The 22,509-nt window shown below is 48.3% G+C and carries 22 protein-coding genes and 1 pseudogene; 16 read left to right on the plus strand and 7 right to left on the minus strand.

Annotated features, from left to right (window positions below; translation table 11 throughout):
- Positions 1 to 171: 171 nt before the first annotated feature.
- From CEW91_RS10070 to rppH, 5 genes are all read right to left on the minus strand, one after another.
- Positions 172 to 1,023, minus strand: coding sequence for a thymidylate synthase (locus CEW91_RS10070; protein ID WP_088768830.1), 852 nt, complete (start codon positions 1,021 to 1,023; stop codon positions 172 to 174).
- Between the two features lie 182 nt (positions 1,024 to 1,205).
- Entirely contained in the window at positions 1,206 to 2,003 is a 798-nt protein-coding gene (gene lgt / locus CEW91_RS10075) for a prolipoprotein diacylglyceryl transferase (protein ID WP_088768831.1), read from the minus strand.
- Between the two features lie 18 nt (positions 2,004 to 2,021).
- Positions 2,022 to 2,813, minus strand: a complete 792-nt coding sequence (locus CEW91_RS10080; protein WP_088768832.1) for a sulfite exporter TauE/SafE family protein — start codon at positions 2,811 to 2,813, stop codon at positions 2,022 to 2,024.
- A gap of 2 nt (positions 2,814 to 2,815) precedes the next feature.
- Positions 2,816 to 5,086 (minus strand): phosphoenolpyruvate--protein phosphotransferase, encoded by a 2,271-nt coding sequence (gene ptsP / locus CEW91_RS10085; protein WP_198400906.1) that lies wholly within the window; start codon positions 5,084 to 5,086, stop codon positions 2,816 to 2,818.
- Between the two features lie 2 nt (positions 5,087 to 5,088).
- Entirely contained in the window at positions 5,089 to 5,601 is a 513-nt protein-coding gene (gene rppH / locus CEW91_RS10090; protein WP_088768834.1) for an RNA pyrophosphohydrolase, read from the minus strand.
- Between the two features lie 94 nt (positions 5,602 to 5,695).
- Between rppH and mutH the strand changes: the two genes are divergently transcribed.
- Together mutH and CEW91_RS10100 are read left to right on the plus strand one after the other, a co-directional pair.
- A complete protein-coding gene (gene mutH, locus CEW91_RS10095; protein WP_088768835.1) occupies positions 5,696 to 6,370 on the plus strand; it encodes a DNA mismatch repair endonuclease MutH in 675 nt (224 codons plus the stop codon).
- A gap of 133 nt (positions 6,371 to 6,503) precedes the next feature.
- Complete coding sequence (locus tag CEW91_RS10100) at positions 6,504 to 7,163, plus strand: DUF2982 domain-containing protein (protein ID WP_088768836.1); 660 nt, start codon at positions 6,504 to 6,506, stop codon at positions 7,161 to 7,163.
- 35 nt (positions 7,164 to 7,198) lie between these two features.
- Here CEW91_RS10100 and CEW91_RS10105 read toward each other — a convergent pair whose 3' ends face one another.
- Complete coding sequence (locus CEW91_RS10105; RefSeq protein ID WP_088768837.1) at positions 7,199 to 7,933, minus strand: EAL domain-containing protein; 735 nt, start codon at positions 7,931 to 7,933, stop codon at positions 7,199 to 7,201.
- 125 nt (positions 7,934 to 8,058) lie between these two features.
- Here CEW91_RS10105 and CEW91_RS10110 point away from each other — a divergent pair, with 125 nt between their 5' ends.
- The 8 genes and pseudogenes from CEW91_RS10110 to arcA all read left to right on the plus strand — a co-directional run bounded on the left by CEW91_RS10110 (position 8,059) and on the right by arcA (position 16,089).
- Positions 8,059 to 8,481 carry an ATP-dependent zinc protease family protein gene (locus tag CEW91_RS10110; protein ID WP_088768838.1) on the plus strand — a complete coding sequence of 141 codons (423 nt, stop codon included), beginning with the start codon at positions 8,059 to 8,061 and terminating at the stop codon, positions 8,479 to 8,481.
- Positions 8,478 to 9,383, plus strand: a complete 906-nt coding sequence (gene rimK / locus CEW91_RS10115; protein ID WP_088768839.1) for a 30S ribosomal protein S6--L-glutamate ligase — start codon at positions 8,478 to 8,480, stop codon at positions 9,381 to 9,383. The genes CEW91_RS10110 and rimK overlap by 4 nt, the downstream gene beginning before the upstream one ends.
- A 1-nt stretch (position 9,384) precedes the next feature.
- A pseudogene (locus CEW91_RS10120) lies at positions 9,385 to 10,400 on the plus strand (succinylglutamate desuccinylase/aspartoacylase family protein).
- The gene (locus tag CEW91_RS10125; RefSeq protein WP_088768840.1) at positions 10,397 to 10,753 is read left to right on the plus strand and encodes an Hpt domain-containing protein; all 357 of its coding nucleotides are present in this window, start codon (positions 10,397 to 10,399) and stop codon (positions 10,751 to 10,753) included. Before CEW91_RS10120 ends, CEW91_RS10125 begins: the two are co-directional and overlap by 4 nt.
- A gap of 77 nt (positions 10,754 to 10,830) precedes the next feature.
- Positions 10,831 to 12,537 (plus strand): DUF342 domain-containing protein, encoded by a 1,707-nt coding sequence (locus CEW91_RS10130; RefSeq protein ID WP_088768841.1) that lies wholly within the window; start codon positions 10,831 to 10,833, stop codon positions 12,535 to 12,537.
- A gap of 12 nt (positions 12,538 to 12,549) precedes the next feature.
- Positions 12,550 to 13,554, plus strand: coding sequence for a class I SAM-dependent methyltransferase (locus CEW91_RS10135; protein WP_088768842.1), 1,005 nt, complete (start codon positions 12,550 to 12,552; stop codon positions 13,552 to 13,554).
- 94 nt (positions 13,555 to 13,648) lie between these two features.
- Positions 13,649 to 15,268 (plus strand): ATP-binding protein, encoded by a 1,620-nt coding sequence (locus CEW91_RS10140; protein WP_088768843.1) that lies wholly within the window; start codon positions 13,649 to 13,651, stop codon positions 15,266 to 15,268.
- Positions 15,269 to 15,366: 98 nt separating this feature from the next.
- A complete protein-coding gene (gene arcA / locus CEW91_RS10145; RefSeq protein WP_164976526.1) occupies positions 15,367 to 16,089 on the plus strand; it encodes a two-component system response regulator ArcA in 723 nt (240 codons plus the stop codon).
- On the opposite strand, the gene CEW91_RS10150 is transcribed toward arcA, so the two are convergent.
- A complete protein-coding gene (locus CEW91_RS10150; protein ID WP_088768844.1) occupies positions 16,083 to 16,433 on the minus strand; it encodes an Hpt domain-containing protein in 351 nt (116 codons plus the stop codon). The two genes, arcA and CEW91_RS10150, sit on opposite strands and share 7 nt — an antisense overlap.
- Positions 16,434 to 16,643: 210 nt before the next feature.
- Here CEW91_RS10150 and folE2 point away from each other — a divergent pair, with 210 nt between their 5' ends.
- From folE2 to CEW91_RS10180, 6 genes are all read left to right on the plus strand, one after another.
- Positions 16,644 to 17,570, plus strand: a complete 927-nt coding sequence (gene folE2, locus CEW91_RS10155; protein ID WP_088768845.1) for a GTP cyclohydrolase FolE2 — start codon at positions 16,644 to 16,646, stop codon at positions 17,568 to 17,570.
- Positions 17,571 to 17,651: 81 nt separating this feature from the next.
- Positions 17,652 to 18,203 carry a DUF2726 domain-containing protein gene (locus tag CEW91_RS10160; protein WP_088768846.1) on the plus strand — a complete coding sequence of 184 codons (552 nt, stop codon included), beginning with the start codon at positions 17,652 to 17,654 and terminating at the stop codon, positions 18,201 to 18,203.
- A 24-nt stretch (positions 18,204 to 18,227) separates the two neighbouring features.
- Positions 18,228 to 19,184, plus strand: a complete 957-nt coding sequence (locus tag CEW91_RS10165; protein WP_088768847.1) for a cobalamin biosynthesis protein CobD/CbiB — start codon at positions 18,228 to 18,230, stop codon at positions 19,182 to 19,184.
- Between the two features lie 50 nt (positions 19,185 to 19,234).
- Positions 19,235 to 20,245 (plus strand): adenosine kinase, encoded by a 1,011-nt coding sequence (locus CEW91_RS10170; RefSeq protein WP_088768848.1) that lies wholly within the window; start codon positions 19,235 to 19,237, stop codon positions 20,243 to 20,245.
- A 32-nt stretch (positions 20,246 to 20,277) separates the two neighbouring features.
- Positions 20,278 to 21,657 carry an adenosylhomocysteinase gene (gene ahcY, locus CEW91_RS10175; protein WP_058575990.1) on the plus strand — a complete coding sequence of 460 codons (1,380 nt, stop codon included), beginning with the start codon at positions 20,278 to 20,280 and terminating at the stop codon, positions 21,655 to 21,657.
- Positions 21,657 to 22,226, plus strand: coding sequence for a GNAT family N-acetyltransferase (locus CEW91_RS10180; RefSeq protein WP_088768849.1), 570 nt, complete (start codon positions 21,657 to 21,659; stop codon positions 22,224 to 22,226). Before ahcY ends, CEW91_RS10180 begins: the two co-directional genes overlap by 1 nt.
- Positions 22,227 to 22,509: the final 283 nt, after the last annotated feature.

A 22,509-nucleotide genomic window follows, 5' to 3' on the forward strand; every position in this document is an offset into this window, starting at 1 on the left:
CCCGTTATCGAATACCCCTATTCTAGCTTAGGCAGTAGCCTGATGCCATTGGTGCCGCACGGCATATCACTTACGACGATATCTCACCTGATGCAATGGCATCAGGCTACGCCAACCGTAGCCTGACGTTATTACGTCAGGAATGGCATTTCGCCAGACATGAATGTCAGGCTACACAGCAAATGGGTATTTAATGGGTTCATGGCACTGATAACCGCTGACGGTGAAATCGTCTTTACTGACCCAGGTTTCAATGTCTTCTAACGACTTTATCTCAGGGTTAATGTGCAACTGAGGTGAAGGGAAAGGCTCACGTTTTAGTTGAACATCACGCATTAACTCTAACTGGTTTTCGTAAATGTGAGCGTTCACTATCTTATGGTAGGCCTTACCCGGTTTGTGTCCGGTAATTTGTGCGACCAGAGCTAACAGAACGAAGCACTGAATTTGATTGAAATTAAGCCCCAAGGGTACATCGCAACTACGCTGATACGAGGTTAGATAAAGTGTGTCACCTAACAACGAAAAGGTGTGAGTATGCATACAAGGCCGCAAACACCCCAATTCAAATTCGCCGGGGTTATAGAAGGTCACTATTTCGCCGCGGTCATCAATGCCTTTTGACAGGTTATTAACTACTTTTTTCAGCTGATCTAAATGGCTTCCGTCAGGCTTTTGCCAAGAGCGACCCTGTACTCCATAAACCCGGCCCATGTCATCTTCGCCTTTGCGGTTCGGGTTGTTCAGCCAAGCCTGGTTTTCATTGGCATTGGCATCCCAAGTTTTGCAGCCAATATCACGAAACTGGGCCGCATTGTCGTAGCCGCGTAAATACCCTAAAAGCTCAGCAATGGCTGACTTATAATAACTTTTGCGAGTGGTAATGAGCGGGAATTGGTTGTTGGCTACATCGTACTCTAAGTCGGCGTTTATAACCGTTAGGCAATTAATGCCTGTACGTTCGTTTTTAACCCAAAAACCTTCGTCGACAATGCGTTGGCACAGCTCTAAATATTGTTTCATTTTTTATGTGAATTTTGTTGTGCGTAATGTTTTCTATCGTACCTGATGCTGTAGCCTGATGCTATTGCATCAGATGCGATATTACCTACGGCAAGCATGTGGAAATAGTAAATTTTTGCTGGTAACTGCTCTACCTCACCTGACGTAAACGTCAGGCTACATCTCGCATCAGACTACATCCATCAACCCTTAGGTGATTGTTTCTGTGCACGAACCATCAGAAGAACACCTAAAATAATCATTGGCAGGGTCAGCCATTGCCCCATGGACATTCCGAGTGACAATAAACCTAAATGCGCGTCTGGCTCGCGGAAGAATTCGACAATAAAGCGAGCAATACCGTAGCCCAGCAGGAATAATCCACTTACTGCGCCGGTGCCGCGAGGTTTACGTTGGAACCATAAGATAACTAAAAACAACAGCAAACCTTCCAACAGCGCTTCGTATAGCTGCGACGGATGACGCGCTACCGGTCCGCCGCTGGGGAAGTACATTGCCCAGGGCACTTCTGCCGCACGGCCCCAGAGCTCGCCATTAATAAAATTACCGATACGCCCGAAAAATAAGCCCATAGGCACTAGCGGTGCCACAAAATCCCCCACTTGCAGGAAATCGCGCTTTTTCTTTTTCGAATAAAGGTACATAGCCGTAATCACGCCGAGTAACCCCCCGTGAAACGACATGCCGCCTTCATGGACATAGAATATATAGAGCGGGTCAGCTAAAAAGTAGTCGAAGTGATAGAACAAGGTGTAGCCAACGCGACCACCGACAAAGACGCCAATAAAGCACCAGAACAATAAGTCGCTGAACTGTTCTTTGTTCCAGTTTTCGTTTGTTTTGGTCTGGCGGACACCCCAAAAATAAGCAAAGGCGAACGCAACAAGATAACTGATTCCATACCAATGCACATCAATTGGACCGATGCTAAAAGCCACCGGGTCTATCGCTGGAAACTGCCAGTATTCGTTCGAAGGCACTGCGGACACTCCCTTGTTCTATTTAAAAATGAGTTGCACGGCGACAATAATTAAAAAGGCCGCAAACACGCGTTGCAACTGCTTAACCGGTAATTTATGAGCCAGCTTGGCTCCTAGCGGCGCCATTAAAACTGACGCAACTGAAATGCCTATCCAAGCGGGTATGTGTATTAACCCGAAAGCGCCGGTGGCTTTACCAGACAGCCAGCCATTCGCGATAAACATAACGACGGAACTGCAGCCAATAATAAAGCTACCGAGCGACGATATTGCGATAGCCTGGCGCACTGGCAGTCGCATTTTTGTTAGAAACGGCACAGTCAGCGCACCGCCACCAATACCAACCAACCCCGATATGGTACCAATAATATAGCTTCCCAGAGCCACTAACCGCTTGGATACCGACGTCATAGGCTCGCCGGTTTTTTGAGGCATAACCATGCGAGCCGCCAAAGCAATTAACACGATGGAGAAAATACGTTTCAGCCAGTCGGGATCAATGACGGTAACGAGGTATGCACCGGTCATCGCCCCTATCGACAACCCCGGCAGTACCCGTATTAACCAAAACTTTTCCATTAAACCGTGTTTCGCATGAGAGCGCGATGCACTCGCCGTTGTCATGCAAACGGTCGCCAAACTGGTCGCAATGGCAGAGGGTACAACTAACTCAGGTGGCACGCCGATTATCGGCAACAAGTAAATAAGCAGTGGTACAATAACCAAGCCACCACCAATACCGAGCATACCGGCCAGCAAGCCTGCAACCGTTCCGCCGCCCAAACACAAAAGCCAGGTGCTTAATAACATGATTACTTCCCTGCCCGCACAAAGCCGCCAAGCCCCATGCTCTCCATTTTATCCGCTATCATACCGCGTATCTGCTCTGGATTACGCGCTTGCAACGCTTTTGCCAACATCACGTTAAGCGTACTTGAGCGCACGTTGCGAAGAATCCACCGTACTCTGTCCACGTTGTAGCTGTTCATGCTGAGCTGCCGGTAGCCCATCGCAACCAAAAGTAAAGCACCGCCAGGATCACCGGCTAATTCGCCACAAACACTGACGGGTTTGCCCAAGTCTTCGCAGCGTCGGGCTATTTCATCTAAGCTTGCCAATACCGCGGGATGATAAGCGTCATATAAATTCGCCACACGGCGGTTATTTCGGTCAACCGCCAATAAATATTGTGTTAAGTCATTGCTGCCAACTGAGAAAAAGTCGACTTTGCTGGCCATTGCCGGCAACTGGTAAATCGCCGCCGGCACTTCAATCATCACACCCAGCTGTGGCTGAAATAAATTCACACCAACCTCACAGCCTTGCTCTTCCGCGACCTCGAAGTAGGCCTGCTTAATCAGCCGTGATGCTTCATCGACTTCACTGGTGCTGGTTATCATCGGCAGTAAAATTCGCAAATTACTCTTGCCGATACTCGCCCTTAACATGGCACGAATTTGTATCAGAAAAATTTCAGGATGGTCGAGCGTTAAGCGAATACCGCGCCAGCCCAGAAAAGGGTTGTCTTCCTGTAGAGGAAAATAAGGTAGAGGCTTGTCACCGCCGACATCTAACGTTCGCATCACGACAGGTCGGTCGGGAAATTGCTCAAGTACTTCCTGATACATCTCCGTTTGTTCGTCTTCTGTCGGAAGCTGGTCGCGCATCATGAACGGAATCTCTGAACGGTACAGCCCCACCCCGTCAATATTCAACGTTTGTAGATAGTCGTGAGCGACGTCTAAACCAAGATTCAAGTGCAGGCTCACCCGCTGGCCGTCCTGAGTTTCAGCCGGCAAGTGGCTGTGCTCAGAGACAATATCTTTGAGCTCTTGCTCCTCTTCCGCCAACTGATGAAACTGGCTGAGAACTTGTGGCGGTGGGTCAATATACACTTCACCGGTGTAGCCATCGACGGCCAGTTGACGGCCGGAGAAAAAGTGCAAATCGATATCATCAATACCCAACACGGCCGGAATACCCATGCTGCGAGCCATGATGGCCGCATGAGAGTTACTGGAGCCGTTAAGTGAAATGATACCGTCAATGTGATCTTGTGGAAGCTCAGCCAGCATAGATGCCGTTACTTCGTCTGCCACCAGGATAAAACTGTCAGGTAGTCGCTCACGTTTGCGCTGACGATTTTGCAAGTGCATAAGCACACGCTGGCCAATATCCCGAACATCGGTTGCGCGCTCTTTTAAATACGAATCCTCCAGCGCTTCAAACTGGGAAACAAACTGCTCCACCACGTATTTTAATGCGGTTTGCGCACGCCAGCCTTCTTTGATCATATTCTCGACAGCGTCACCTAAACTCGCGGCATCGAGCATCCCTTGATACACGTCGAAAATAGCGAGTGTGTCATCGGGCACCTGACCCGCCATGCGCCTTGATAACTCTTTTAAATCAGCTCGAGTACGCGCAACGGCCTGACGAAACTTACGAATTTCATGAACCGGTTTATCAGAGCGCTTAGGGGTGACCTCATCCAGCCTAGCTTCCGGTCGAGATACGTAAGCATCACCAACCGCGACACCGGGAGAGCCCGGAAGTCCTCGAAGGCTATGAATCCATGGCGAGTGGTCGCTGGCCAAGAGACCTTTGGCATCAGCGTGAGCAATAACCACCGCCAACTGCGCCGCCAGAGTAACAATGAACGCCTCTTCTTCGCGGGTAAACTGGCGCGCAACACTTTGGTGAACCACGACAATACCCAATACTTTTCTGCGGTGGATAATCGGTGCCGCCAACAGGCCACGATAGATGTTTTCGTTGGTGTCGACCAATTTCTTATTGGCGGGGTGCTGACTGGCATCAGCAATATTCAAAGGCTCTTCCCGCTGTGCAGCGAGACTGATGATACCTTCACCAAAATCGACGCGGATAGCCGAACCGTCCTCTGTCCGTAAGCCATCGCTGGCGGCCATCACAAACTGCCGTTGATCGTTATCAGCGATAAACACACTGCAACTGTCTGTTTCTAGCGCTTCGCGTACCTGACCGACCATGGTATTGAGTGCCATGTTAAAGTCAGGCGCCTTATTCACGCCTTCAACAATTCTTTGCAGTGTGACTAACATCATTATCTTCTACGTCGGTGGTGACGCCCTCCAGACGAACGAAATGGCATAGCATGCGAGGCAAATTCTTTCATGACCCGACGGTAGACGTCACGCTTAAAAGAAACGACCTGTCTCACCGGGTACCAATAGCTTACCCAACGCCAGCCATCGAACTCCGGATGACCTGAATGCAAAACATCGACGTCTTCCTCTCGACATTTCAGGCGCAGTAAAAACCACTTTTGTTTTTGTCCAACACACATGGGCCGTTGTTCACGTCGAATCAGTCGTTTCGGCAACCGATAACGCAACCAGTGACGGCTGGTGTACAGAATTTCGACCTGCTCAGGTTTTAAACCGACTTCTTCATAAAGTTCTCGGTACATTGCCTGCTCAGGCGTCTCGCCGTCGTGAATGCCTCCTTGTGGAAACTGCCAGCTCTGCTGGTTAATTCGACGAGCCCAAAATACCTGCCCATGCCCGTTACAGATGACGATTCCTACGTTGGGTCGGAATCCTTCAGCATCTATCACGCGAGCATCCTCAATTATTCTCTGTTACAGTGGATTCTTCCATAAAGCCCGGTTTCGGGCAAATACTCATTTTGGATTTGCGCAGATTTACGACATGACAGACAAGCCTTCTCGACCCACCTCCATTGACGAATTGTTCGAGCGCGCCGCTGCACTGGCAGGAAAACGCTTTTCAGAACTCGCCGAGCAAGTAGGGTTAACCGCTCCAAAAAACCTACGCCGCGACAAAGGTTGGGTTGGCCAGCTGCTGGAGCTGCATCTTGGTGCGACCGCCGGCTCTAAGCCGACTCAGGACTTTCCCGAGTTAGGCGTTGAGCTAAAAACACTGCCGGTAACGCCCGAAGGAGAGCCATTGGAAACTACCTTTGTTTGCAGCGCCCCGCTAACGAGTATTGAGGGCGTGCAGTGGCCTACATCGAACGTGAGAAACAAACTTCAGCATGTACTCTGGCTGCCTATCGATGGCCGTCGAGACGTACCGGTTCCTGATCGAGTCGTTGGCAGCGCATTTCTTTGGGCGCCGAACAAGGAAGAAGAACGCTTACTTCGTGCAGACTGGGAAGAGCACATGGATCGCATTGCCCTAGGCCAAGTGGAGAGTATTACCGCGCGCCAGGGCGACGTTATGCAAATACGACCGAAAGCAGCCGATGGGTCTGTTCTGACCGACGCTATTGGTCCCGAAGGCACAATAATAAAAGTCCGCCCCCGTGGTTTTTATCTGAAAAAGGACTTTACCCGCCAAATTCTCCAGCGTGTTTTTGCCTGATACAACCTTTTGTAGCCCGACGCTATTGCATCAGGTACGATGGTGAACCATGATTAGCCTATGAATTCAAAACCTCACCTGACGTAAATAACGTCAGGCTACAGAAACCTCTTTGTAGCGATAAAGGAACGCGATGCAATTTACGGTAAGCCCACAAGCAAGACGTAACGCGATCAGTTTTTGCGGAATTGCGCTATTTATACTCGCGCTACTGGTGTTTTTGCATTTGATTCGGGAAGATATTCCCATTGGTGTTTCCGTGGTACTCGGCGCAGCCTCTGGTATCTTCATGCTGCTTGGGATTGGTAAGCTCATAGAGCCCCCAATCTCATTGGTGATTACCCCAGAAGGTATTCAGTACCTGCATCGCCGCGGAGAGTGGCACATTCGTTGGGAAAACATCATTCGCTTTGATGTTCCCAGAGTGAATCGTGTACTCGAACTGGAAGATGCGCCATTTTTAGGGTTTAGGCTGCATAACGTAGAAGAGGTTCTGGACGAGATATCGCCACGATTAGCGTCAGCATTATTGTTTGAGCAGCGCCAGCTTCTGACGATGGCATTGCGTCACCAGGCGCCAGACAGAGAAGACTATACGCCCTATTTCGACATACCGGACAGCTACACATCACCTAATGGCAATGTATACAAAGGTCTGATTGGTGTTTTTGGTCGGCGAATGGAGCAAATGCGCGAGCTGTTGGGTTACGATCTCTATGTAAGTGCTAATGCTTTAGACCGTGACATTTATGAATTTAAGGCTCACCTTCAGCGTTTACAGGCGAGCCGTTAAGATCGCACCTGATGCAATAGCATCAGGCTATGTCGTTAACGAAACACAACCGGCTGTATGGCTTCTAGCATAGGTTTCTGAAAGAAGTAGCCTTGCATCAGCGATACACCGGCGTCCTGCAGATACTTTAATTCTCTTTCGGTTTCTATGCCTTCAGCGATAACCCGAATACCAAGCTGCTCGGCAATATCCAAAATACCGCGCACCAACACCTGATTCACTTTATTGGTATCAATGTCGCGAATCAGCTTCATATCAATTTTAATGATATCGGGCTGAAAATCTGACAATAAATTTAATCCGGAGTACCCGGCACCAAAGTCATCAATAGCCGTTAAAAAACCCTCTTTACGGTAAGCCTTAAACACATCCACCAAAAAGTCCTGACTAACGACTTTTTCCTGCTCAGTCACTTCAAAAATGATGTTGTTTTTATCGAACCCTGTCTTGCGCGCAGTGGACAAGGTTTTAGCCAAACACGTTTCCGGCTCATAAATCGCATTTGGCATAAAGTTAATGCTGAGCTTGGTCGGCAGCTCAATTCTCGACGCTGTCTCTATAGCTTTCATCCGACAGCTTTGATCAAAGGTATATTTGGTCTCTTCCGTGACTCGCCCTAAAACTTCTCCGGCCCCCTCGCCATTTTCTCCGCGCACGAGCGCTTCGTAGGCAAATACATTTTTCTGGCTGGCATCAACGATGGGTTGAAAAGCCATTTTAATACCGAAGTTTAGTGGCGTTCGGCAATCGCATCCTGGACATGCAGACATAAAATTTCCTTGCTTACTTTTTCATCACCTTCAAACGAAAAAATTCTTTCAAATGATCACTAAAAAAATTGCCTTTTTTGAAAAATACTGTATTAAGCACTCAGCATTTATTACAAGGTAGCACAATGATAACAATTGGTTGGAGAGAATGGGGACACCTCCCCGAACTCGGTATTAGTAACATTCACATGAAAGTCGATACTGGCGCAAAAACGTCGTGTTTGCACGCTTTTCAGCTCGAACCTTTTATGAAAAAAGACGAAGAGTGGCTGCGTATCTTTGTTCACCCTAAGCAGGACTCGCTGGAAGAGCACGTCTGTGAAGCGAAAGTTCACGATAAACGAGACGTTACTGATTCTGGTGGGCACACTGAAACCCGCTATGTCATAAAAACTCGTCTCGTGCTAGGTTCATTTGACCAGGAGGTCGAACTGACCTTAACTAACAGAGACACGATGAAATTCAGAATGTTATTGGGACGTCAGGCCATGCGTGGGCATTTCCTGGTGAACCCTGACGCCTCTCACTTACTTGGAGATGTAAAATGAGAATAGCGATTTTATCGCGAAACTCTTCGCTGTATTCGACTCGCCGATTGATTGAAGCGGCGCGTGCTCGCGGTCACGAAGTTGACGTACTTAATCCACTGAGCTGCTACATGAACATTAATGCTCGTGAGTCGTCCATTCACAAACATGGTAAAGAACTGCCACATTACGACTGCGTTATTCCGCGTATTGGTGCTTCGGTCACTTTCTATGGCACTGCCGTTTTGCGTCAGTTTGAGATGATGGGTACGTATCCATTAAATGAGTCAGTCGCTATTTCACGTAGCCGCGACAAGTTACGTTCATTACAACTGCTATCGCGCAAAGGCATTGGTTTGCCAACAACAGGCTTTGCGAGTCAACCACAGGATATTCCTGACCTTATTGAAATGGTTGGCGGTGCGCCATTGGTCATTAAGTTACTCGAAGGTACTCAAGGCATTGGCGTGGTGCTGGCTGAAACTCGCCAGGCGGCCGAAAGCGTTATTGAAGCATTCATGGGCTTGCAGTCGAATATTATGGTGCAGGAATACATTAAGGAAGCCGGTGGCGCTGACATTCGTTGTTTTGTGATTGGTGATAAAGTCATTGCCGCAATGAAGCGCCAGGCCAAACCTGGAGAGTTTCGTTCAAACCTTCATCGTGGTGGAAGCGCGTCGTTGGTCAAACTGACCCCCGCCGAGCGTGCAACGGCCGTTAAAGCAGCAAAAACCATGGGGTTAAATGTGGCTGGTGTGGATATCTTACGTTCAAACCACGGACCACTGATTATGGAAGTGAACTCATCACCGGGCCTTGAAGGTATTGAGCAGGCAACAGAAAAAGACGTTGCAGCACAAATTATTACGTTCTTAGAAAAAAACGCCAAAGCGCATAAAACACGTACGAAAGGAAAAGGCTGACATGCAGCGGTTTGAGCTTGCCGGGCAGTCGATTGAACCTGGCTCACACCAACACATTACGTTGCCGGCGGTTCGGCTTTATAACGACGCGCCATTGGATTTACGTATCGATGTATTCCATGGCACCAAGCCCGGTCCGGTGCTGCTGGTTTCTGCCGCTATTCACGGTGACGAGCTCAATGGTATCGAAGTCTGTCGCCGTTTAATTAACGAAATTGACGCTCGCAACCTCTCAGGCACCTTGATTGTTGTGCCTATCGTGAACCTATTTGGCTTTATTCAACAGTCTCGGTATTTGCCTGATCGCCGTGACTTAAACCGCTGCTTTCCGGGGTCGGAGCGTGGCGCTTTAGGCAGCAGAATGGCCTTTCTCTTCAGTGAAGAGTTGGTGAAAAAATCTACTCATATTATCGATTTGCATACCGGTGCTATTCATCGTAGCAATTTGCCGCAAATACGAGCAGACGTTGATAACGACAAATCGTTAGCCATGGCTAAGGCCTTTAGCACGCCCGTTATTTTGCACTCCAAGGAGCGTGACGGATCGCTAAGAGCTCTGGCGACGGAATTGGGCATTCCACTCATTCTTTACGAGGCCGGCGAAGCATTGCGCTTTGACGAAGCGTCAATAAGTGCCGGCGTTATTGGCGTCCAAAACGTCATGAAGCACCTGAAAATGCTGAAAGGTCGTCGTAAAGGTCGCCGAATTACCGCGGTAATATCGCACCGCTCAACATGGGTCCGTGCCGAACGTGACGGTTTGATATTACCCAAAGTAGAGTTAGGGCAAACCATTCAGAAAGGCCAAATATTGGCGCTGAGTGTTAATCCGCATGGTGGTGCCGACGATCCTATTGAATCACCCGTTCGGGGATTATTATCGGTTGCAGCAACATTCCGGTTGCGAACGAGGGAGAGGCATTGTTCAATGTGGCGCAGTTTGACAAAGACGTCATATCCGAAGCCACAGAGAGTGTGGATTCATTCACCGAAGTCTACGAGAATAAGCCGTTATGACAACCAATCTGTCAAGCGTCAGCTTTGAGCAAGGGCTTCACCACTGTGATGATGTGCAGCCGCTCTATTGTGAAGTCCTTCGCTGTTATTTAGAGGAGTTTTCACCTTTATTAGACGAAAATTCCCTACTTGCTGACGACGAGGAAGCTAAAATTAAACTGCATACCTTGAAAAGTTTAACCGCTACCGTTGGTGCTTATGAGTTCAGCGAGTTTGTTGGACAACTATTCAAGAAATGGCCCCAATTGTCGGAAACTGAAAAGCGGCAAGAGGTTAGACAAGTTAACTACTTTCTTTTTGAAGTGAATCAAAAAGTCCAACACTATTGTAACGAAAACTCTTCGACTGACTAAAAACAATACAAAAACTCATCAGAATTCGTTAATATTGGCCGATAAAATTATAACAACAGTTAGAAAATAGGCGCACAATGTCCAGTCCGGTCAGTTTCCGGGTTTCTGAACGCGATGTGTACATCATGATTGATGCAGGTACATCGCCTTCAGACGTTAAAGCAGAAGCATTACAGAAAGCCTGGCAGGCGTCTGAGTTTTCGGCTGCCAAACTGTTAGATCCCCAAATGCTGACTCAAACTGCGACAAAGTATGCGCAGCATTTCTCCAAAGACAGCAACAAAAGCATCCATTTTCAAGTCATCATTGCGGAAATTTTTGATGCTGACCTGAAGCTACAAGTCAGCGATGACGACATGAAAGTCACTGCCAGCGGTATTGTCGGGTATGGCGGCAAAGCATTAACGCAGGAAATGATCATCTCTGCGCTACGCGAGAAAGACATTACCTCAGGCATTCAGCGTAAGGGTATTGAAGCGTTAGTCGAACACACAAACGAAGCGCCTCCCGGGGCCGAAATGTCTGTCACTGTTGCCAAAGGCAAACACCCTATCAACGGCAGCAATGCACGCTTTAAACCATTGGTCGATGACGCTCGACAGCGCGTGTTGCGCCCCCAGCTTCGAGAAGACGGTACCGCTGATATGCGCGACTTAGGCGCTCAAGTGACGGTCGACCCCGGCCAGCCGCTGCTGCAGAAAATACCATTGAGTAAAGGCCGACCGGGTTTCACCGTGTTTGGGCAAGAACTCGAGGCAATGGATGGGGAAGATCGTGACTTTGCCCCCGGTGAGGGCACGAAAATAAGTGATGATGACCCCAATGTTATTATCGCTGACCGTACCGGTTTGCCCAGTTTTAATGGTAACAGTGTGCAAGTTGATGACGTTATGCAGCTTAATAACGTTGATGTTTCAACAGGGCACGTCAAGTTTAAAGGCAGCGTCATCGTAACGGGTAATGTCAGTGAAGGCATGAAAGTGACGTGTACCGGTGATATTACCGTCGGTGGCTATGTCGATTCTGCCGAGCTCTACGCTGATGGCAATATTACCGTTCAGAAAGGCTGTATTGGACGCTTATTAAATACGTCGGAAACCGGCGAGCATGATGAAGATGCGGACGACTGGATACCTGAGGTATCCACTAAATTAGTCGCGGGTGGTTCGGTTTGGTGCGCTTATGCTCAGTATTCGTTTTTTGATGCGAAAAATGGTGTGCATACCAATAAACAGCTCACGCATTGCCATGTCGTTACAAAAGGTCCTTTAGCAATTGGCGGGGAAGGTAAAGCCGCCAGGGGCAAACTCATTGGTGGCACCATTGAAACCAGTGATCACATCTATTGCGGTCAACTGGGGGCTCCTGCCGGAACCAAAACTCGTATTTACTGGTCATTACCACCCCACGATCCACAGGCAGTCGCTCATCTCAATCACTTACGTAGCTCTCTTGCTAAACTGATTGCTCGCGCCAAAACGCTGCAGCAAGGTTTAGAACGTTGTAAATCACTTGAGGACGAAGCCAAACGGGTGCAGTACCAGCAAAAACTCTACGGTGAACTCAAAAAAATAAAGTCCCGAATTACGACGACTCGTATTAGCATTGATTCCGTTTTAGAAGCGTTTGAAACGCACCCGACATTGCGCACTATGGTCAGCCGTGAAGTGTTCCCGGGCATACTCTTTATTTTTAAAGAAAAAAGCCTGCGCATTAAAGAGCATCGCAATGGTACAATGTTCCTACTTGAAGACAAACAACTGCGCGTAGACAGTCTACTGTAACGATTCACTATAATGTCATCTGCTATTTTTTCTTTACTAGAGCGTCAAAACGAACAGCCCTGGCGGGACTCACCTTTATTGGTTATTAATCCACTCGACGATAGCTTGGCTGACATAGACAATACTGAGGCCTGGAGCTTTCACGCCGGTATCGCCAGTCAATGGCAAGCGAAAGGCAGGGGCGTTTATTGCCAGGCGACAGCGCCTGATATGAACCAGTACACACAAGTCATGCTGGTTGTTGCTAAAGAGAAAGCTCTAAATCACTATATCCTTGAACAACTCAGTGCCTTACCTAAAGGCGCTACCTTATGGTTAGTTGGGGAAAAGCGTTCAGGCGTTCAGTCACTGGCGAAAAAGTTGCCTGAGAGCTTTTCAAAACCGCGTAAAACCGCGTCAGGAAATCATTGCCAATTATTTAGCGCTGCACATATTAACAACGCTGGAGATCCACCTCCGTTAACCGATTACGCAACCCACGTCCATTATGAGTTAAATGGGCATAGCGAGAGTTTCACCACATTACCAGGCGTATTCAGTCAAACTCATATTGACCCTGCCACCCTATTGCTACTGAACACCCTGAGCGAAAAACCACTGGGCCACGTATTAGATTTTGCCTGCGGCGCCGGTGTGATAACCAGTGCGTTGCGCCAATCCGCCGAGCAGTTAACCGCCTGTGATGTTAACCCAATGGCGATAGCTGCCAGCACAATGACGTTTGCTCAGCAGGGTATTGAGGTTGATTTACGCTTAGCCGACGGCTTACCTGATAATTTAGAGGTGTTTGACACTATTGTCAGTAACCCGCCATTTCACACAGGCCAAAACACTGACTATGCCATTGCTCGTAAATTTTTGAGTAGTGCTCGCAAACATTTGAACAAAAGCGGGACGTTATATATCGTTGCGAATCGGTTTTTACCGTGGGCTGAGGTGATTGAGGAAGGTTTTGGACATTGCGACGTTTTAGCGGATGACGGTCGTTATCGTGTCTACAAAGCGGCTTGTCGATAAAATCAGCGTTTTATCGTTTAGATGATTACTCTTTTGTTAACGATTTGCTAACATAAATAAACATAAATAAGAATTAAGTTGAGCTGTTAACTGAATGCATACGATTTCACTGAAGCGCATACTCATTTATCTGGTGCTATTAGTCACCAGTTTTGCGCTGCTTATTGGCTTTACCATAAATATTGTCAGCCAAGTTGGACAGTTCGAAAAGTCTTTGCAGGAGCAGGCATTGTCTTATACGCGGATCATCGCCAGCAATGCCGCCAGAACCATCGTTTTTGACGATACCGTCTCCGAAAAGCAGCGTCTTGGCACCTTTCAAAACACCCCGTTTATTGAGCATATCCATGTTTATAAAATGGACGAAGCCAGTGGCCAGCTAACCTTTTTCTCCAGTTATAATAAGCAAGGTTTAGCCCCTATTCCGGCACGCTTCTCCAAGCTAGAGCGCTTAACATCGCCGACAATAAACGATGCAAACATTGAAGTGTCCCAGCCCGTGACTCTCGATGGCGACGTCATTGGCTATGTTTACCTCAGAGGCTCACTTGAGCAGGTCAGGTTATTCATGTGGCGCTCAATAGCCGTTGCTGTTGTGGTGGCACTTGTCACGCTGCTGGCTTGCTGGCTGGCGACGTTGCGATTACGTAAGGCGATAGTACAACCGCTTGACTCCGTGGTTGACGTTGTATCGCAGGTGGCACGAGATAAAAACTACTCGCTGCGCTTACCGTCGTCGCAACTTGCTGAGTTCGACACCATGGCGCAAGCCTTCAACACCATGCTGGATCGAGTCCAACAGCACATTACCCGACAACGCCGCGCGGAAGAAGAAGCGAGCCAGTTAAATACTCAACTGGAGCAGCAAGTCACACAGCGCACTCAAGCATTGAAAGAATCCAATAGCGAACTCCTGAAAACATTGGAACAGTTGCACCAATACCAGGGACAACTTGTCGAGTCTGAAAAAATGGCCTCGCTAGGTGATATGGTTGCCGGTATCGCACATGAGGTGAACACACCTATTGGGCTGTCCGTCACCGCCTCAACGCTATTGCAGGACAAGCTTGCTGTTATGCAGGAGAAGTTTGACGCTAAACGAATTTCAACCAATGAGTTCGAGCGTTTCTTAAAAGATTGTGACGAGAACTTGCAGATTATTTACCGCAATCTGAACAGAGCCGCTGACTTAGTGACCAGTTTCAAACAGGTGGCGGTAGACCAGTCATCGGAAGTGGATCGTGACATTGAAATCAACAGCTTTATGAACGATGTACTCATGTCAGTGAAACCGCGCCGCTTAAATCCGGAGCACTTCCCTATAAACGTTCATTGCGAGGGCGATATCCAGGTTCGGGCGAAAGCAGGACCTCTTAACCAAATACTCATGAACCTGATTATTAACTCAATGGTTCATGCGTTTGAGGGACGCGAAAAGGGGCAAATCGATATCCGTTTTCAATTGGTCAATGATAACGAACTTGAAATTATATACACCGACAACGGTCACGGCGTTGACGCTGATATTAGTCGCAAAATATTTGATCCTTTTGTGACAACCAAGCGGGGTTCCGGTGGCAGTGGTTTAGGTTTGCACCTGGTTTACAACTTGGTTACCCAGGTTCTGGGCGGCAACATTCACTTTTTCAGTGAGGAAAATAACGGTGTTGAATTTATTATCCGCTTTCCAGTGACCGTGCTCAGCAATGCTTGAAAAATTTGAAACAAAAGTCATAATGTAACGTCATAACTTTTATAATTTGACGCTAACTTTCACGTCAAGCGACGAACTTTCCGGGAAAATCAACGCTTATGAATGCCAGAATACTGATTGTTGAAGATGAAGTCGTTACCCGCCAGACGCTAACTCGTTTATTCCAACAGGAAGGCTATGAAGTATTTGACGCGGCGGACGGACTGCAGATGGAAAACATCATGCGCCAGGAGCGCGTCGATGTTGTGATTATGGACGTTAACTTACCGGGTAAAAATGGTTTAGAGCTTGCTGAGTCACTGCGTGAAAGAGACAACATTGGTCTCATTTTTCTGACCGGCCGTGACAGTGAAGATGATCGCCTGCTTGCCCTTGAGCTAGGTGCTGATGACTACCTCATCAAGCCTTACAACCCGAAAGAGTTAACTATTCGCGTTCGTAACCTATGCCGTCGTATTGAAGCGTCTCGCTCAAGTAATCCGGTAGAAAATAATAGCGTTGAATTTCGCTTCCACGGTTGGCGTTTAAACAGTGACAGCCGTTGTCTTTATTCGCCTGACAACCAAATGTTCCGTCTTCCGAAAAGTGAATACCGCGCGTTAGAGTTGTTTTTAACGCATCCGGGTCGGATTTTAGATCGTGAAACTTTGGTAAAACGCATGTTGGATCGTGAGTTACGTCCAAATGACCGTACCGTCGACGTCGCTATTCGTCGTATTCGTCGTCACTTCGAGTCTCACCCTGAAACGCCAAACCTAATAACCACCATCCATGGTGAAGGTTACCGGTTCATTGGTGAAGTTGATCAGCAAGCTCAGTGATGGGTAGCTAACCAAGCATCAATTTGTTGCCGATGCGGAATAACCGCGTCGGCCCACTCTATCAGCCAACGTTCTACTTGCGGCCACTCCCATTTTTCCTTTTCAACTCGTTTCATCATTTCTGCAAGCTGAGATAAGCCAACAGAGCTGCACGCACCTTTCACTTTATGCGCTTGTTTGCGAAGCTCGTCTTCTTTGCGCTCTTTGGCTGCCGTATGAATCAGCTTAGCGTACTCTTGAATCACCCCATCAAAAGTAGCTAACGTCGTTTTTAAGCCGTCCACACCCAATGAGTCAACGTACTGCTGCAATAATTCGGTATCAATGACCGATTTTTCTGACATTTTCTTACTCCGTCAATCCAAAACTCTATCCTCGGCGTAATTACTGTTTTAGTCAACTCCCCGGCTTGTTTGTCAGGGAGAATCGATTAGGGCAATCGGTGTCACCCGATGGAATTCTGCGCTATAATGCCCGACTTTAAGACTGAGCCTAATTGATAAAGATCAACTCGGCCCTGACAATATTCACGAAATTTTTGGAGTTCACAACGAATGCCAACAGTTATGCCCGACGTAGCCAACCAAACACAGGCCCAGACAGAGGGAACCCTGGATTGGGTTGGCATGAGCAATATTGAAGTTCCATTGATGGTGGCAGCGGCCGGTGCGTCTGAACGCCCTGTAGCAGCGAAGGTGGAAGCTTTTGTTAACTTGAAAGACCCAAAGACCAAAGGCATTCACATGTCGCGTCTTTATTTACTGTTGGATGAGTTATCAACCAACGGTGAGCTCAGTCACGAATCTCTAAAACAATTATTGAATGACTTTATCGAAAGTCACAAAGACATCAGCAATCAAGCGTTTATTAAGTTTGATTTCGACTATCACCTGCGTCGTAAATCGTTAATCAGCAAGAAGCAGGGCTGGAAAGCGTATCCAGTCAGCCTAACTGGCCGCTACGATGCTGGCACGCTGAATCTTGAGCTTTCTGTCGATGTTCCTTATTCATCCACTTGCCCCTGTTCAGCGGCACTTGCGCGTCAGTTAATACAGGACGCCTTTAGTGAAAAGTTTGCCGGTCAAGAAACCGTAGACGCCGCTACGATGCACGAATGGCTTGGTTCTACCGAAGGTATTGTGGCAACTCCACACAGCCAGCGTTCAGTCGCAGAAGTCAAAGTTAAGCTGAGTGAGAATGTCACCGACTTCCCAATTGTTGAGCTTATCGACGCGGTAGAGGATGCATTAAAAACGCCCGTTCAGGCCGCGGTGAAACGGGAAGACGAACAAGAATTTGCACGCTTAAACGGTCAGAATTTGATGTTCTGTGAAGATGCGTCACGTCGCTTACAGCATAAGCTTAACCAAATGCAAAATTTCCGCGACTTTTGGTTGCGAGTCAATCACTACGAGTCCCTGCACGCGCACGATGCCGTCAGTGTCACCACGAAAGGTGTACCGGGCGGTTATAAAGCCTAAAAAATAAAGCTGTGTCATATTTTGTGGCACAGCTTTTGCTTCATACCTCAGAGAGCGTCAATTTTCTGATGAGGTGTGAAAATGGAAATTATCCTGTTGTTGTTTGTTGTGGTTCTTATTGCGGTCGCTGTTATTGCCAGTCGCATGTCCGAGAACTACGTCCCCTACCCTTACAAACTAAAAGATGTGTCCTTGTGTACGGCTCAGGAAGATCAGTTTTTAACACTGCTTGAGAAGTCGGTGGGCAATGAGTTCCGCATTTTCACTAAAGTCCGTCTGAGCGATATCGTAACAGTGCGTTCAGGGCTTTCGTCTTCTGCGCGAAAAGACGCCCAGCAAAAAGCCAGTCAGCGTATTCTGGACTACGTGTTGTGCGATATCGATACCATGCAAGTTAAAGTTGCTATTGAGCTTGAGCCTAACCAGTCATCGCTGCAACAACAGAAGCGTAACCTATTTTTGAAAAACACACTCGCCGCAGCAGGGCTTCCTTTCCTGCGCTTTAAGGCAAAACCGGGTTACCGTGTGGCCGAGTTGCATGACTATATTCACGGGAAAATTCGTCAGGCTGAGCACGTTCGCGCTGCCGTACCTAATAACAAGGACAAGAACAGCCAGCCGATTGCCGCGTAAGCCTTGCCATGGCAATATAGCGGCATGACCGCTGAACTGTTTAAAGAGTTACTGTTTTCCCCTTTTGGCCTCGCTCTGCTGGCATTGCTGGCAGAGCGCTGGTTTCCGTGGCCGGAACAATGGCATCCTTTTGCCGTGCTGCGGCTAATGGCCGCCTACATGAGCGGCAAAGTGAACAAACAAGGCCGTCCTTCCGGTCAGCAGAAAATAGCAGGGTTTCTGGGATTGTTGACGATGCTGCTATTAGTGCTTCTCCCCGCCGCCATCGTTTTTGCAGGTGCCGAAGTCTCCCTGGCCATTGGTTGGCTGATTCTGTTAGTAAGCCTGCGCCAACAAAGCACTCGACAAGCGACGCAACTCGCCGAACAACATTTAGCAAAAAGCCGTAAAAACGCCGCACGCTCATGGTTAAGCCGGGTAACCTGGCGCGATTGCGACTTACTCAGCGAGCACGGCATAGCGAAAACCATCATAGAGTTGCGGGCGACCAGTCTGTTAGAAAGCCGTTTTGCACCACTGCTATTCTGGTGCGTAGGAGGCCCCTTAGCCGCCCTGGGGGTGCGTGTTGTCGCTGAACTCAAGGAAGTGTGGCCCATCGCTCAAGCCCGCTACCGTAATTTCGGTCAGGCTACGGCTTGGCTATACGCTATTACACACTTTTTACCGTCATTTTTTCTTTCTGTGTTTGCACGTGCGGTTGGTTTATTCCGCCGAAACACCCCGAAGCTTGAGCCATTAAAGCGTAACCCGGTATTCCCGACCATCGTACTCAGTTGGCTGCAAAGCTTCAGTTATTGCCATAAGGTCACTCTGGGCGGCCCTATACAAGCGGCCGGCATTCGTATTAGCCGACAGCGTTTTGGCGGCCGGCCGGCGGAGTTGTTATTGCCTTACGCCGCCCACTGGCAAAGGCTATGGCAAGGTTTCATTATTGCTTGTCTGTTAATTGGACTTTTTACGCTGTTCATTTATCGACCCTGACAGACTCATCGGGTATACTACGCGCCCTAATAAGGCAACCATTTGAAACTATGAAAACCATTGATGTAATCGGCATTGGCAACGCGCTGGTGGATCAGGAATTTGAAGTCACTGACGACTTCCTGCAAAAACACAACCTTAAAAAAGGCATGATGGAGTTAATTGACGAAGACGCTCAAAATACTCTCATAGCCGAACTTTCCGAACTTGGCGAATTAAAAAAGCAGTGCGGTGGTGGCTCAGCCGCTAATTCACTGGTTGCTTTTGCCCAGTTTGGCGGTAACGCCTACTACTGCTGCAAGGTCGCAGACGACGAAGCGGGCCTGTTCTATCGTCAAGACTTAGAAGACGTCGGCATTGAAACCAGCCTTAAAAACCAGCAAAACCCGGGTATTACTGGACGCTGCCTGGTGATGGTCACTCCCGACGCAGAGCGCACCATGCGCACGCATTTAGGGATTACAGCGGACCTGTCGACGACAGAAATCGATGATCACGCGATTGCTGCCGCCAACTACTTGTATATTGAAGGGTATCTGATTACCTCCGATATCGCCCGTGGCGCTATTCAGCATGCGAAAAAAGTCGCCCGTGAAAACAATACCAAACTGGTCATGACCTGCTCAGATCCGGCCATGGTTAAGTTTTTCCGAGACGGCATTGACGAGATTCTGGACGGCGGCGTCGATTTAATGTTCTGTAATCGCGAAGAAGCGGAATTACTGACGGGTAAAGAAGATCCTCAAGCAGCATTGAGCGTATTATTAGAGAAAGCTGACACCGTCGCTATAACACTGGGCAAAGACGGCGCCATTATTGCCAATAAGGAGCGTCAGGTTCATATACCCGGTGTGCCTGTTAAAGCCATTGATACCAATGGTGCCGGCGATATGTTTGCAGGTGCTATGCTGTACGGGTTGACTCAAGGTATGTCATTAGAGAACGCTGGCCGTTTAGCAAGCCATGCGGCGGCCGAGCTGGTCACTGAATTTGGCGCACGCTTAGATAAAGCACGCCAGCAGCAGTTGATTGAACGCGTTATGAACGCTGAAACCGCATAGAATTCACGAAAATTACTGAAAAGAGAGTCGTTATGAGTGTAGAAAATTCGCAAGACTATAAAGTCGCTGACATTAGCCTCGCCGAATGGGGCCGCAAAGAAATTGCTATCGCTGAGTCGGAAATGCCGGCATTAATGACTATTCGTCGTAAATATGCAGCCAGCAAACCTTTGGCGGGCGCGCGTATTATCGGCTGTATTCACATGACGATTCAGACGGCGGTGTTAATTGAGACATTGCTTGAGCTGGGCGCAGAAGTGCGTTGGTCTTCGTGCAATATTTTCTCGACTCAGGACCACGCAGCTGCCGCTATGGCTGCCGCTGGCGTTCCGGTTTTCGCCTGGAAAGGTGAAACAGAAGAAGAATACGAGTGGTGTCTGAAGCAAACCTGTCATAAAGACGGCGAACTTTGGGATGCGAACATGATTCTGGACGACGGCGGCGACTTGACGCTGATGATCCACGACGAGTTCCCGCAAATGCTTGAGAAGATTCATGGCATTACCGAAGAAACCACCACGGGTGTTCACCGCCTGCTGGATATGCTGGAAAAAGGCACATTGAAGGTTCCGGCTATTAACGTGAACGACGCCGTCACTAAGTCAAAAAATGACAACAAATACGGTTGCCGCCACTCCCTGAATGACGCCATTAAGCGCTCGACTGACCACTTGTTGTCGGGTAAAAAAGCGCTGGTTGTTGGCTATGGCGATGTGGGTAAAGGTTCTGCCGCCAGCCTCCGTCAGGAAGGCATGATTGTTAAAATCAGTGAGATTGACCCAATCTGTGCTATGCAAGCTTGTATGGACGGATTCGAAGTGGTTTCGCCTTATATTGACGGTAAAAACAAAGGCAACGGCGAAAACATTAATAAAGACTTGCTGGGTAATACCGACCTTATTGTGACCACCACCGGTAATATGGATGTATGCGACCGTTATATGCTGGCAGCGCTTAAGCCTACGGCTCTGGTTTGCAACATTGGTCACTTCGATAACGAAATTGACACAGCCTTTATGCGCAAGAACTGGCGCTGGGAAGAAATTAAGCCGCAGGTACATAAAATTTATCGTTCAGACGATGATAACGACTACCTGATTTTGTTAGCCGAAGGTCGTTTGGTGAATTTAGGTAACGCAACTGGTCACCCAAGTCGCATTATGGATGGCTCATTTGCCAACCAAGTACTGGCTCAAATTCACTTGTTTGAGCAGAAGTTCGCTGACATGGAAATTAAGCAGCAGGAAGAATATCTTCGAGTTGAAGTTCTGCCGAAACAACTGGACGAAGAAGTGGCACGTTATATGGTGCAAGGCTTCGGTGGTGTCATGACTCAGTTGACGCCAGAGCAAGCCAATTACATCCATGTTAATGTTGAAGGTCCATTTAAAACTGACGAGTATCGTTACTAATGAGCGACGTGATATATCGTCAAATAACGGCTGCCGATGAGGCGGCCGTTATTGATCTAGCCAACGAAGTTCATGGTGACAACTACTTAACACCAGAGAGTTTCCAGCATTATTTATCAGCAGGCACTGCCGGTAATGTTCAACTTAACTGGTTGGCAATAAAAGACGGTGAAATGCTCGGTGTTCGACTGACGCTAGCGTCCGGCCAATGGCCCATTGATAGCTTCTGTACGCCATCTGAGTGGCCATTTCCTGCAGACAAGCTGTGCTATTTTAAGTGTGCGGCGGTTTCAGAAAAAGCACGCGGCTTAGGCATTGGCAAAACCTTATTGCAACGCAGTATCGACAGCGCTAAAGAGCTTGGCTGCCAAGGCGGTCTAGCGCATATTTGGATGCAAAGCCCGCAAAACAGCGCGTACGAATATTTCACACGCTGCGGTGGTGAAATGATAAAACAACACGGTAAGCGTTGGTATCAGGCTTCCGTCGAAGACGGCTACTATTGCCCAGTGTGCGACGGCACCTGCTACTGCGACGCCGGCGAAATGCTGCTGAAGTTCGATACGTAAGGCGGCGAATAGCGAGCGCTTTGGTTGCACTGGGGTTGGGACAGGCTACTCACTTGCTTCGCTTGAGCATTGAAGGCCTCTGTGGCGGAGACGGGACGAGCTCATCCATGAGGGCTTGACGAAGGCCATCCATGGCCTTCAATACTCGTAACACTCACAAGTGAACAGTCTGTCCCTTTTGCCTCTTCTTCTATAACGGCTAGATTTGCTTTTTATCTGAGACTGGGATAGTGAGCGCGCTAACGGTTGCATAGGACTATTATGGAGGTGTGCATCGCCATGG

Origin of the sequence: Idiomarina piscisalsi (genome assembly GCF_002211765.1) — a bacterium.
Lineage (GTDB): Bacteria > Pseudomonadota > Gammaproteobacteria > Enterobacterales > Alteromonadaceae > Idiomarina > Idiomarina piscisalsi_A.